The 12,367-nt window shown below is 65.8% G+C and carries 11 protein-coding genes and 1 pseudogene; 7 read left to right on the top strand and 5 right to left on the bottom strand.

What is annotated here, in order from left to right; genetic code table 11:
* Positions 1-142: 142 nt before the first annotated feature.
* On the bottom strand, positions 143-829 hold the full coding sequence (locus WKW82_RS25105; RefSeq protein WP_340345105.1) for an RraA family protein: 687 nt from the start codon (positions 827-829) through the stop codon (positions 143-145).
* A 35-nt stretch (positions 830-864) separates the two neighbouring features.
* Positions 865-1,748: pseudogene (gene dapA, locus WKW82_RS25110) on the bottom strand (4-hydroxy-tetrahydrodipicolinate synthase).
* A 271-nt stretch (positions 1,749-2,019) separates the two neighbouring features.
* Here dapA and WKW82_RS25115 point away from each other — a divergent pair.
* Entirely contained in the window at positions 2,020-2,508 is a 489-nt protein-coding gene (locus tag WKW82_RS25115) for a molybdenum cofactor biosynthesis protein MoaE (RefSeq protein ID WP_340345107.1), read from the top strand.
* Positions 2,509-2,644: 136 nt separating this feature from the next.
* On the opposite strand, the gene WKW82_RS25120 is transcribed toward WKW82_RS25115, so the two are convergent.
* On the bottom strand, positions 2,645-3,493 hold the full coding sequence (locus WKW82_RS25120; protein ID WP_340345108.1) for an acid phosphatase: 849 nt from the start codon (positions 3,491-3,493) through the stop codon (positions 2,645-2,647).
* Between the two features lie 44 nt (positions 3,494-3,537).
* A complete protein-coding gene (locus WKW82_RS25125; protein WP_340345109.1) occupies positions 3,538-4,530 on the bottom strand; it encodes a Bug family tripartite tricarboxylate transporter substrate binding protein in 993 nt (330 codons plus the stop codon).
* A 102-nt stretch (positions 4,531-4,632) separates the two neighbouring features.
* On the opposite strand from WKW82_RS25125, the gene clpB reads away from it, so the two are divergent.
* From clpB to arfB, 5 genes are all read left to right on the top strand, one after another.
* Positions 4,633-7,254: an ATP-dependent chaperone ClpB gene (gene clpB, locus WKW82_RS25130; RefSeq protein WP_340345111.1), complete on the top strand. Its 2,622-nt coding sequence runs from the start codon at positions 4,633-4,635 to the stop codon at positions 7,252-7,254.
* Between the two features lie 6 nt (positions 7,255-7,260).
* The gene (locus tag WKW82_RS25135; RefSeq protein ID WP_340345112.1) at positions 7,261-7,602 is read left to right on the top strand and encodes a hypothetical protein; all 342 of its coding nucleotides are present in this window, start codon (positions 7,261-7,263) and stop codon (positions 7,600-7,602) included.
* A 78-nt stretch (positions 7,603-7,680) separates the two neighbouring features.
* Positions 7,681-8,172, top strand: a complete 492-nt coding sequence (locus WKW82_RS25140; protein ID WP_340345113.1) for a DUF6630 family protein — start codon at positions 7,681-7,683, stop codon at positions 8,170-8,172.
* Positions 8,173-8,413: 241 nt separating this feature from the next.
* Positions 8,414-9,598 (top strand): acetyl-CoA C-acyltransferase family protein, encoded by a 1,185-nt coding sequence (locus WKW82_RS25145; protein WP_340345115.1) that lies wholly within the window; start codon positions 8,414-8,416, stop codon positions 9,596-9,598.
* A gap of 2 nt (positions 9,599-9,600) precedes the next feature.
* Positions 9,601-10,008, top strand: a complete 408-nt coding sequence (gene arfB / locus WKW82_RS25150) for an alternative ribosome rescue aminoacyl-tRNA hydrolase ArfB (RefSeq protein WP_340345116.1) — start codon at positions 9,601-9,603, stop codon at positions 10,006-10,008.
* Between the two features lie 407 nt (positions 10,009-10,415).
* Here the strand turns inward: arfB and WKW82_RS25155 are convergent, their stop codons facing one another.
* Entirely contained in the window at positions 10,416-10,610 is a 195-nt protein-coding gene (locus WKW82_RS25155; protein ID WP_340345118.1) for a hypothetical protein, read from the bottom strand.
* 413 nt (positions 10,611-11,023) lie between these two features.
* Between WKW82_RS25155 and WKW82_RS25160 the strand changes: the two genes are divergently transcribed.
* Complete coding sequence (locus tag WKW82_RS25160) at positions 11,024-11,986, top strand: trypsin-like peptidase domain-containing protein (protein WP_340345119.1); 963 nt, start codon at positions 11,024-11,026, stop codon at positions 11,984-11,986.
* The last annotated feature ends 381 nt before the right edge of the window (positions 11,987-12,367 follow it).

Here is a 12,367-nt window from a genome sequence, read left to right on the forward strand (position 1 = left end):
CGGCTGCTCTTGCGGGTCCGTCCAACCCTGCACTGGCGCGGTCCGCAGCCCATCGAGGGGACGCACACAGCGGCCCGGCAAAGTCAGCTCCGCGGGTGCCCACGAACAGGCATTGCTCGCCCTGCGCCCCGCGCCGGCCGGGTCACATCACTCCGAAGGTCTCCAACGCCTTGCAGGCACTCATGCCACCCTTGATCGCATCGGCCACCTTGTTCTCGGTGCGCACCTTCTCCAGCGCCTTGGCGATCGCTTCCGCCTCGACCGCGCGCGGGATGACGATGACGCCCTCGCGATCGCCGAACAGCAGGTCGCCGGGGGCGATGCGAACGCCATCGATCTCGATGATGCAGCGGTAGTCGATGACCTGGCCGCGCACGCCCTGGTCCTGCGCGTAGGTGCCGCGGCAGAACACGGTGAAGCCGAGGCTCTCGATCTCGTTGGCATCGCGCACGTAGCCGTCGAGGATGGCGCCGGCGGCCTTGAGGTGCTGGGCGCGCGTGGACATCAGGCCGCCCCACAACGCGTAGAGGAGCGAGGCGCCGGTGGCGATGTAGATCTCGCCGGGCTGCAGGTCGTCCAGCGCCTCCAGCATCAGGCCGAAGGGCTTGCCGGAGAGCGGCCCCTTCGACTTGCTGCCATCGTTGATGACGTCGGCCTCCAGCACCGGCATGGCACGACCGATGATGCGCATGGCCTTGTCCAGCGGCATGATGCCGGCCGGCAGGAACTGGCGCTGGTAGCCCATGGTGTCCAGCACGTCTCCGACGGCGGCGACGAAGAGTTCGTCGCGCATCTGCTGGAACAAGGCTGCATCGTTGTGGTCGGGCATGGTGTCGTTGTCTCCGCAAGGTTGGGGCTTCGATGCTACGCAAGCTGGCCGAGCATTGCATGGAGGCGAACACGCATGGACTCGGATGCGGCAGTCATCGGCGGGCGGAGCGCTTCGCTCATGAGGCCATCCAGGGCGAGCGCGGCCTTGACCGGTGCCGGGTTGGGTTCGGCGAACATCAGTTCGATGAGCGGCAGCAGCGGTTGCCATTGCGCTCGCGCCTCGGCGAGCCGGCCTTCGCGCAGCAAGCGGATCACCTCGACGAATCGCCCGGTCTGCAGATGACCGCTGGCCGCGATCGCACCCACGCCGCCTTCTGCCACCGTGCTGAAGATCTGCGTGTCTTCACCGGCCAGCACTGCAGGCGGCCGTCGGTGATGATCGCGCGCGTCTTGTCGGCATCGCCGCCGCAGTCCTTGACGGCCACGATGTTGGGGTGCGCGGCGAGGGTGAGGAAGGTGTCGCGTTCCAGCGTCGCGCCCGTGCGGTAGGGGATGTCGTAGACCAGCACCGGCGCCGTGCTCGCGTCGGCAATGGCGGTGAACCAATGGACGAGGCCTTGTTGCGAGGGGCGGATGTAGTGCGGCGGCGGCACCAGCAAGCCGGCCAACTTTTCGCGGCCGAGGCGCTGTACCCAGGCGAGCGTCTGGCCAAGGTGATATCCGGAGATCCCCATGATGCGCGGCAGGCCCGGCGCGCTTTCCGCAACGGTGGCGAGCGCGGCCAGTTGCTCGGCCTGGTCTAGCGCCGCGGCCTCGCCGGTCGAGCCACAGACCACGGTGCCGGCGATGCCTGCGGTCGCCAGGCGTTGCACCAGCGCACGCAGCGCCGCCTGGTCGACGGCATCGCCCGCGAAAGGCGTGACGAGCGGCACCCAGAGGCCGGAAAAATCGGGAGTGGTTGAAGAGTTGATGGACACGCAATTTCCTTCCAGGAATCGACCGATGGAATGAACCATCGTCGGGTGCGCGCACATCAACACACGTGGGGCCGGGAGGCTCCTTGCAGGTTCCGTCGCTCATCCGACGACGGAACCGCAGCTCCGGTCAGACGAGCTTTGGTTTTTTGGCTTTGCCGCCCAGGCGTGCGACGTCCAGGCCTTCGTGCGAAGGCGATGGGAAGTGCGGGAGCCAGGAAGACATAGGGCTGCAATGTACTACGACGCCTGGTGCAAGTGCCACAATTTGCCCATGAGCCAGCCGTCACGCGTTTCGATCCAGACCCATGATTTCGACCTCGCCGCCGAGGTCGCCGCGCTGCGCGGCAATGACATGCGCGTGGGCGCGGTCTGCAGTTTCATCGGGACGGTGCGTGACCGGAGTGACGGATCGGCCGTGGCCTCGATGGAGCTGGAGCACTACCCGGGCATGACCGAGAAGGCGATCGAGGCCATGATCGATGAGGCTGGGCGTCGATTCGACATCCTCGGCGCGCGCGTGGTGCACCGCGTGGGGCTGTTGCAGCCGCTGGACCAGATCATGATGGTGGCGGTGGTCTCGGCGCACCGCGGCTCGAGCTTCGAGGCCTGCGAGTTCCTGATGGACTACCTCAAGACCCAGGCGCCGTTCTGGAAAAAGGAACAGACGCCCGAAGGCGCCCGTTGGGTGGATGCGCGCGTGGCCGACGACAAGGCGCTGGCGCGCTGGGGTATTCACGCCGCCAACGCGCAGAAGGTGTGAAACTTTCTACTGCGGCCACCGATCTCGGGCCTGCGGTGCTCACCGCACGAGAGTGCGGTTCCGCGCCGCAGACCCGACCTCGGCGCCCTCGCTACGAAATCTTCACACCTTCTGCCCGCAGTCAACGCGTTGTGGACTAGGGCGCCGTAGCGGCCGAGCCCGCAATCGTCGCGGCCTCGGTGGCGCACGCAGCCGACTGCGGCGCACCGGCTGCTCGGGCCTTGGCAATCTCGTCGCGGGCCGCGGCCATCTGCGCGTTGAACACTGGGTTGGCGTGCAGGCGCGCGACCGTTGCGGAGCCGACCAGCCGGCCGGCTTCGACATCGCTCTGCCAGTGAACGCCGCAGATGGCGCGGCTTTGCGAGAAGGCGCGGCCACGTTGCAGGATGGCGTCCGCGCGGTCCGGCGCGAGTTCGGCCAGCACCAGCGCCCAGCCCCAGCCCGCGGCCGAATGGCCTGACGGATAGGAGCCATCCTTGGCGAGGAAGGCTTCTTCCTTGGGCGTGCAGCTCGCGGTCTTGTAGACGACGAAGGGCCGCGTTCGCACGTACTTGTCCTTGGCCTTGTAGGTGGACAGGCCGGTGTCGGTCAGCGTGCGGCGCAGCAGCATGTTGAGGTTGGGCGTGGCCTGCTCGGAAATCTGTACGCCCAGGGCGCATGAGAAGACTGACGCGGCTTCAGGGAAATGCAGATTCGCGTCCTGCACGGCCATCGCTCCGCGTGGCGTGCCTTGCAGCTTGGTGAGGTTGCGGAAGGTCGCGGTATCGGCCGCGTAGGCCGGCGAGTCCGCGGCGGGCGGGGCTGACAGCAGGGCGAGGCTGTCGGGCAACTCGGCAGGTGCGAGATAGCCCTTGAGATAACCGGTGCCGGCGCGGAACTCGCCTACTTCGGCGGCCGATGTGGGCGCGACGACGCGGGTCGAGGTGGTGCAGGCGCCGGTGGCCAGTGCGACGGCCAGGGTGGCCGCCAGTGTCTTGATTTCCATGGATGTCTCCTCCTGATTTTGGAGGCGACATCGTAACGGGGCGGCTACAGCGCCTTGAACCCGCTCGCCTGGATGATCCGCTCCCACGACTGCGTGTAGGTTCGCACACGGCCGGCGAACTGGCCCTGCGGCTCGTACCCCACGGTCAGGCCCATGTTGGTGAGCTTGTCGCGCACGTCGGGCATGGCCAGCACCTTCTGCAGCGCGGCACCGAAGCGATCGACGAAGGCCTGCGGCGTGCCGACCGGCGCGAACACGCCGTAGTAGGGCAGGTCGTTGAGGTTGGCAAAGCCCAGTTCGGTGAAGGTCGGCACTTGCGGCAGCAAGGTCTGGCGCTTGGCGCCGATGCTGGCGACGATTCGCACCTTGCCGGCGCGATGGTTCTCGATGAAGTCGGGCACCGAGGCGATGCCGGCGCTGATCTGGTTGCCGAGCATGTCGGCGGTCATCGGCGCACTGCCGCGGTAGGGGGCCGACTGGAGGTCCAGCTTGGATTTCTCGGCAATCATCTTGACCAGGAATTCCGGGATCGAGGCCGGTGCCGGCACGCCGATGGTGTCCTTGCCGCCCTTCTGGGTCTTGACCCATTTCAGGTATTCGTCGAAGGTCTTGGCTGGCGTGCCGCCCGACACGGCCAGTACATTCGCGAAGGTGGCGAATCCGGCCACGGGCACGAAGTCGCTGGCCGAGTTGTAGCCCGGGTTCTTCACCACTTGCGGCAGGATCGAGATGGTGTGGTCGTGCGACAGCAGCAGCGTGTGGCCGTCGGCGGGCGAGGCCTTGAGCGCCTGAGCGGCGATCTGGCCGCCGGCGCCGGCACGGTTTTCGACGACGACGGGGACGCCCAGTTCGTCCTTGAGTTTTTCGCCGAGCGTGCGGGCGATCGCATCGGTGCCGGCGCCTGCCGGGAAACCGACGAGCAGGCGGATCGGGGTGCCGCTTTGTGCTTGCGCGAAGCCTGCCAGCGATGTGAGAGCGGCGAGCGTCACCGCGCCGCGGACACCGCGCGAAAGGACACCTCGTCTTGAAAAGAACATGATCGACTCCAGAGCAGGTATTGATGAAAAGAAGGCGGCCAGGGCGCGATTTGCCCTTGAAGTGCCGCACAACAGTCCTATTTTGAATGCAGGAATCAAGCCATGCGTCAAGACAAACTCACCACCAAATTTCAGGAAGCCCTCGGCGATGCCCAGTCGCTCGCCCTGGGGAATGACAACGCCTACATCGAGCCAGTGCACCTGCTGCTGGCGATGCTGCGCCAGGACGAAGGTCCGCGCGCGGTGCTCGAACGGGCCGGCGCCAACGTGCCCGGCCTCGTGCAGGCCGCCGAAGCCGCGATAAAGAAACTGCCGCAGGTGCAGGGGCACGATGTCGTGCAGGTCGGGCCGGATCTCAACAAGCTGCTGCAGGCCACCGAGAAGGAAGCGATCAAGCGCAATGATCAGTTCATTGCGGGTGAACTCTTCCTGCTGGCCGTGGCGGACAGCAAGGCCGAGATCGGCAACATCGCGCGTGCCAACGGGCTGACCCGCAAGTCGCTGGAGGCCGCGATCGAAGCGGTGCGCGGCGGGCAGGGCGTGAACAGCGCCGATGCCGAAGGCCAGCGTGAAGCGCTCAAGAAATACTGCCTCGATCTGACCGAGCGTGCACGGCTCGGCAAGCTCGACCCGGTGATCGGCCGCGACGAGGAAATCCGGCGCGCGATCCAGGTGTTGCAACGCCGCACCAAGAACAATCCTGTGCTCATCGGTGAACCCGGCGTGGGCAAGACCGCCATCGTCGAAGGGCTGGCACAGCGCATCGTCGCGGGCGAAGTGCCGGAGTCGTTGAAGGGCAAACGGGTGTTGTCGCTCGACATGGCTGCGCTGCTGGCCGGCGCCAAGTTCCGCGGCGAATTCGAAGAGCGCCTGAAGACGGTGCTGAACGAACTCGCGAAGGACGAGGGCCAGACCATCGTCTTCATCGACGAACTGCACACCATGGTCGGTGCCGGCAAGGCCGAGGGTGCGATGGACGCGGGCAACATGCTCAAGCCGGCGCTTGCGCGCGGCGAACTGCATTGCGTCGGCGCCACTACGCTGGACGAATACCGCAAGTACATCGAGAAGGATGCTGCGCTGGAGCGCCGCTTCCAGAAGATCATCGTCGGCGAGCCGAGCGTGGAGGCGACCATCGCCATCCTGCGCGGCCTGCAGGAGAAGTACGAACTGCACCATGGCGTGCAGATCACCGACCCGGCCATCGTGGCTGCGGCCGAGTTGAGCGACCGCTATGTGACCGACCGCTTCCTGCCCGACAAGGCGATCGACCTGATCGACGAGGCTGCGGCCAAGATCAAGATCGAGATGGACTCGAAGCCCGAGGTCATGGACCGGCTCGACCGCCGCCTGATCCAGTTGCAGATCGAGCGCGAGGCGGTGCGCCGCGAAAAGGACGAGGCCTCGCAGAAGCGGCTCGGCCTGATCGAGGAAGAGGTCGTCCGCCTGCAGAAGGAGATCGCCGACTACGACGAGATCTGGCAGGCCGAGAAGGCACAGGCCCAGGGCAGCGCGCACATCCGCGAGGACATCGACAAGATCAAGTTCCAGATCGCGGAATTCACCAGCAAGGGTGACTTCAACCGCGTCGCCGAACTGCAATACGGCCAGTTGCCTGCGCTCGAGAAGCGCTTGAAAGAAGCCGAGGCCAGCGAGGCGAAGAAGGGTACGGCGAGCGCGCCGAAGCTGCTGCGCACGCAGGTCGGCGCGGAAGAGATCGCCGAGGTCGTGGCACGTGCCACCGGCATCCCGGTTGCCAAGCTCATGCAGGGCGAGCGCGACAAGCTGCTCGTGATGGAAGACAAGCTGCACGAACGCGTGGTCGGCCAGGACGAGGCGATCGGCGCGGTGGCGAATGCGATTCGTCGCTCGCGCTCGGGCCTGAGTGATCCGAACCGCCCGACCGGTTCCTTCCTGTTCCTCGGCCCGACGGGCGTGGGCAAGACCGAGCTGTGCAAGGCACTCGCCGGCTTCCTGTTCGACGCGGAAGACCATCTCATCCGCATCGACATGAGCGAGTTCATGGAGAAGCATTCGGTCGCGCGCCTGATCGGCGCGCCGCCCGGCTACGTGGGCTACGAGGAGGGCGGCTACCTGACGGAAGCCGTGCGCCGCAAGCCCTACAGCGTCGTGTTGCTCGACGAGGTCGAGAAGGCGCATCCGGACGTCTTCAACGTGCTGTTGCAGGTGCTCGACGATGGCCGCCTGACCGATGGCCAGGGCCGCACCGTGGACTTCAAGAACACGGTGATCGTGATGACCAGCAACATCGGCTCGCCGATCATCCAGGCGATGGTGGGCAAGCCGGCCGAGGAGATCAAGGACGCTGTGTGGGACGAGTTGAAGAATTACTTCCGCCCCGAGTTCCTGAATCGCATCGATGAGACGGTGGTGTTCCACGCGCTCGACGCAAAGAACATCGAGGCCATCGCGGCGATCCAGCTCAAGGTGCTGCAGGCGCGGCTGGCGAAGATGGACCTGGGCCTGGACGTGTCGCCGGCGGCGCTGGCGGAGATTGCCAAGGTCGGCTTCGACCCGGTGTTCGGTGCGCGGCCGCTCAAGCGGGCGATCCAGCAGCGCATCGAAAACCCGTTGTCGAAGCTGCTGCTTGACGGCAGCTTCGGGCCGAAGGACACGATCCACGTGAAGACCGACCCGATCCATTCGCCGGGCAAGTTCGACTTCACCAAGGAAGGGGAACCTATGGCCGAGGTGGTAGCCTAAGTGCCGATGTTCAATTTTCTACTTCGCGTCGTCTTGTTCTGCATGGGGCTGGTGCTTGCCGCCAGCCTGCTGTTCGCGGTGCTGTTCCTGGCCGCACTGTGGATGATTGGCTATGTGTGGGCACGCCTCACTGGCAAGCCCGTCAAGCCGTGGGTGATGCGCTTCCATCCCGGCAGCGGTTTTGACCGCTTCAGGCAAGCCACGAAACCGCCGGAGCCCAACGCAGCCGACGTGGTCAATGCGCGGGCGCGCGGTGAGTCGGTCGAGCAACCGGCGCGCATCGTCCGCGGTGTGCCGGGCGACGTGACCGACGTGATGCCCAAGGCGCCGCCGTCGCCGGAGCGCTGAACAGTTCGACAGTCTGAGAGACCTCGGCACGCCGCGACGGCGTGACCGGGGCATGGATTTTTCAGGGAGGAAACCAGCATGGCCCTAGAGCCAGATTCGATCGAGATCGCTGCCGTCGAGGAATTGATCGTCCTTGTCAACCCGACCGGTGAGAGCGCGGCCAGGCAACTGGCGGCTTTTCGGGAGGCCTTGCCGGCGCTGTCTGCCGACCAGCGCAACGACGGGGACCGGTTGATCTGGACCCTCAAGGACATCGTCGAGTGGGAGACCGGCTTCTTCGTGGACTGGAAGGACACGGAGTCCTTTGTCCAATGCATGGACGTGCTGTGCGCCGGCTGGAATGCCACCATCGATTGGGGCGAGCCCGATGCGGCAGAGGACAAGGATTTCCCCGAGCGCGTCGATCTTCCGGGCCTGTTGCAGATCGCGTTCACGGCGTTGGCGGCGCAAGGCCTGACCTTGTGGAGCTGGGACACGCAAGGCGATGCTTACGGTGGCTGGATTGCGCGCTCGGCATCGGACGGGAAGATGCTCGACGTTTCGAGTCGCCTGGAAGTCCACTTTTACTAGTGTGCTGTCCCACAAATAACTGCGCGTGAAATCGCGCCTTTCGTGCCATGGCGGCGTTGCAAATCCTCGCGATACCCACGGGTAGCGCTTTGGTTTGCGCCTTGCCCTGACACGAAATGCATCGATTTCATTTGGCGCAGCTATTTGCGGGACAGCACACTGGCCTCGAGCCGCGCGCCATTCGGCAAAATCGCGCTATCCATCCTTCCGGCCACCCGGCCCTCCACCCCAAGAGAAAACCATGAGCACACGCGACATTTTTGTGGTCGGCACCGCCCGTACCGCCATTGGCACTTTCGGCGGCTCGCTGAAAGACGTTCCGAACACGCAACTGGCGACCACGGCCGTCAAGGCCGCCATCGAGCGCAGCGGCGTGGCGGCGGATGCCATCGGCCATGTGGTGGTGGGCAACGTCATCCCGACCGACGTCAAGGACGCCTACCTGAGCCGCGTGGCTGCCATCGATGCAGGTTGCCCGATCGAGACGCCGGCCTTCAACGTCAACCGCCTGTGCGGCTCCGGCCTGCAGGCCATCGTGTCGGCGGCACAAGCCATTGCGCTGGGCGATTGCGACATCGCCATCGGCGCCGGCTCGGAATCGATGAGCCGCGGCCCGTACTTCGACATGTCGGCCCGCTACGGTGCGCGCATGGGCGACGCGGTGCTGGTCGACTACATGCTCGGGATCCTGCACGACCCGTGGCAGAAGATGCACATGGGCATCACGGCCGAGAACGTCGCGGCGCGCCATGGCATCACGCGCGAGATGCAGGACGAGCTTGCGGTGCTGAGCCAGCAGCGTGCGGTGGCGGCCATTGCGGCGGGGCGCTTCAAGGAGCAGATCGTTCCGGTCGAAGTGAAGACGCGCAAGGGCGTCGTGCTCTTTGATACCGACGAGCACGTGCGCGCCGACACCACGGTCGAGACGCTGGCGAAGATGAAGCCCGCGTTCAAGAAGGATGGCCTGGTAACGGCCGGCAACGCTTCCGGCATCAACGACGGCGCCGCTGCGATCGTGCTCGCCGAGGGTGCGCGCGTGCAGGCGCTGGGGCTGAAACCGCTGGCCCGTCTGGTCGGCTACGCGCATGCGGGCGTCGAGCCGGCGTACATGGGCATCGGCCCGGTGCCGGCCACGCGCAAGGTGCTGGAGCGCACCGGCCTGAAGATCAGCGACCTGGACGTGATCGAATCGAACGAAGCCTTTGCGGCGCAGGCTTGCGCGGTTATCAAGGAGCTGGGCTTCGACCCGGCCAAGGTCAACCCGAATGGCTCCGGCATTTCGCTGGGCCACCCGGTGGGCGCAACGGGCGCGATCATCACGGTGAAGGCGATTGCCGAGCTGCAGCGCACGGGCGGCCGCTATGCACTCGTGACGATGTGCATCGGCGGCGGCCAGGGCATCGCCGCGATCTTCGAGCGCGTCTGATCGTGGGTTCGGCCTCCGCGCAAGTCGACGAGCGCGAGGTCGAGTTCAGCGCCATCCGCGCGCAAGGCGCGGGTGGGCAGAACGTCAACAAGGTATCGAGCGCGGTGCATCTGCGCTTCGACATTCCCGCTTCGTCGTTGCCCGAAGGCGTGAAGGAGCGGCTGCTGGCATTGCGTGACAGCCGCATCACGCAGGAGGGCGTGCTGGTGCTCAAGGCGCAGACGCACCGCAGCCAGGAGATGAACCGGGCCGATGCACTGGCGCGGTTGCAGGAGCTGGTCGACAGCGTGGCCTTGGCGCCGCGCGTGCGGCGGGCTACCAAGCCGACTTATGGCTCGAAGCAACGGCGGCTGGAAGGCAAGAGCCAGCGCTCGGCGATCAAGCAGTCGCGCGGGCCGTTGAAGGACTGATATCAGCGTTGTGCGCCGCGCCTTTGTCATGCGCTTGCCATGACGGCCCTGCTGGCCAGCAGGGCGCAGAACGCACTCGTCGTCCGCATGTCCGAGGTCAACGCTCCATCCGGCGCCGGCCTCCGTCGTACAGAGAATCCCGGGCAGATTCGGCGGCCCGGGCAATGACGACGCCGGTGCCTGAACGTCAGGACAAGTCTTGTTCTTTTTCGCTTGAGGGCCGTGGGCCATTTGATGGGATTCGTGCCGATCTCATGGGCCTGCCTCCAGTACGCGTGACGCTTTCGCTGTCAGCTTGTTGACCTCGTCAAGAACAACTGCGCCTCAACGAGCGAGATCCGGCCTTCTTGGTAGTTCTTGTTGACAAGCTCGCCGATGGCGGGGACTGAATACGCACTCAGTGTTCCCTACAGCTTCATCGACACCTCGTCGAGTTGCCGCTGGCGCTGGGTGCATTGGGCGGCTTTGGTCTCGGTCCCCAGCGTCGAGCCCATTTTTGCGCCGGCATACGCACCGGCACCCAGCCCCGCCAATGCGCCGGTTCCGCCCTCCCGTGAATTGCCAAGCAGCAGCCCCGCCAGGCCGAGGGTCGTGGCGCCCATGGCGCCCATGGCAGCGGAGCGGCAACTGCTGTGCCGTCGCGCAAGGCAACACGGCGACGACCGCGATGGCGGCGAGCGTTGCGCCGAGCAAGCGTCTTTGAGAAAGGGTGTTCACGGCACTGAATTCACTTTCCTTGTCGGGAGGTCGACGCGTTCGGCTTGACTTGAAGTCTGGCATGCACGGTGCATTGTGTGGCGTGCGTCTGCGCGTGTCGGGCCGAGTCATGACGGTCGGCCGAAAAACATGCGAAGGGCCTTTCCGGAGGTCGCCAATCAGGCGTTGTTGTGTACACTGACCCGCACCATCCCTCCGGCCTTTGCTGGCCTCCAGTGGGCCGTCGTCCATGCCTGCAACCGACTCCCAAGACTACGCGAGATCACGTCGAACGCTCTGGGCTCTCGCATGTGCCGCGTTGCTTCTTCTTGCCGCGGCGGCGGGTCTTTGGTGGTGGCTCTCGCAGCAGGACAAGGCGCTGGAAGACCAGGGGCAAGCGAACCTCGAAGCAATCCTTGAGAAGCGGCGGGCGCTCGCGGTCGATCTGGCCGCGGCCAAGGCGGCGACCGCCGCCGACTGTCCACCCGGCCAGACCCGTCAGCCACTCGCCGGCGATGCGATGCCGCCCCCGGCAAGCCCGGTGCCCGCAGTCCCGGCGCGGCCGGCCTTGCCCACCAGCGGTGAGGTGAAGCCGCTCGGCGATGCAGCGCTGGCCGAGCGGCTCGAGCAGGCGACCGCGATGGTCCTGGTGCCGTCACCCGATGGCAAGGGCCTGGGGACGGGCACCGGCTTCTTCATCGCGCCGAACCTGCTGGTGACCAATCGGCACGTCGTTGAAAAAGCCAGCCAGCAGGTGCTGCTGGTCAGCAACGCCTTGCGCTCGATCCGGCATGCCAGCGTGCTGCGGATCACCACCAGTTCCAGCGTCGGTTCGCCCGATTTCGCATTGCTGCGCATGGACGACGGTGTCGCGCCCGGTGTGCTGGACATGACCCCGGAAATCGGCAAGCTGGCGGGCGTGGTGGCTGCCGGCTTCCCGAGTGTCGTCGTCGCCAACGACCCCAGGTTCCGGCGCCTGCTGGCGGGAGACTATTCGCAAGCGCCGGATCTCAGCCTGACGCAAGGCGCCGTGCAGTCGTTGCTGACGGGAGCCGACGGCATGCCGCTGATTGTTCACACGGCGTCCATCGCCAAGGGCAACTCAGGCGGGCCGCTGGTCGATGCTTGTGGAAGGTTGGTGGGCGTCAACACCTTCATCACCATCGACCAGAGCCAATCGTCGAAGATCAACTATGCGATTCGCGCGCAGGTGATGCAGGCGTTCCTGGAATCGTCCGGCAACGCGGCGCGTGCCGATGCGCGCGCTTGTGCGCACGGCTGAGGCCACGCAGCCTCAGCGCCAGTTCCCCATCGACCCGGACGGCGCCTGGCAACAGGGCGCCGACCAGGCTTCGACAGGGGTGGATCTCAGGCGCCCGTCGATCGTTGCCACCTGGGCCTCGTGCAACGCCTGCGCCTTCAGGCGCTCGCCGCCACGACCTGCATCGAAGCGTTTCACCACGACCGCCCGCGTGAGCAGGTTCTGCGTCCTGGCGTGGCGTCGCGTCAGGGAGAAATTTCGCGACCTGAAGAGGCTCGCAGTGCCTTCCTGATCGCTGTCGGGCCAGTTCGCCACAGTACACTGCAAACGTGTCTGGCACTTACATATTTTGTGCTCGATTGCGAACTCTGCAATACCCGTCCGCGAAGCAGATCAGTCCGA

The sequence above is a fragment of the Variovorax rhizosphaerae genome (assembly GCF_037889975.1).
Classification (GTDB): Bacteria; Pseudomonadota; Gammaproteobacteria; order Burkholderiales; family Burkholderiaceae_C; genus Variovorax; species Variovorax rhizosphaerae.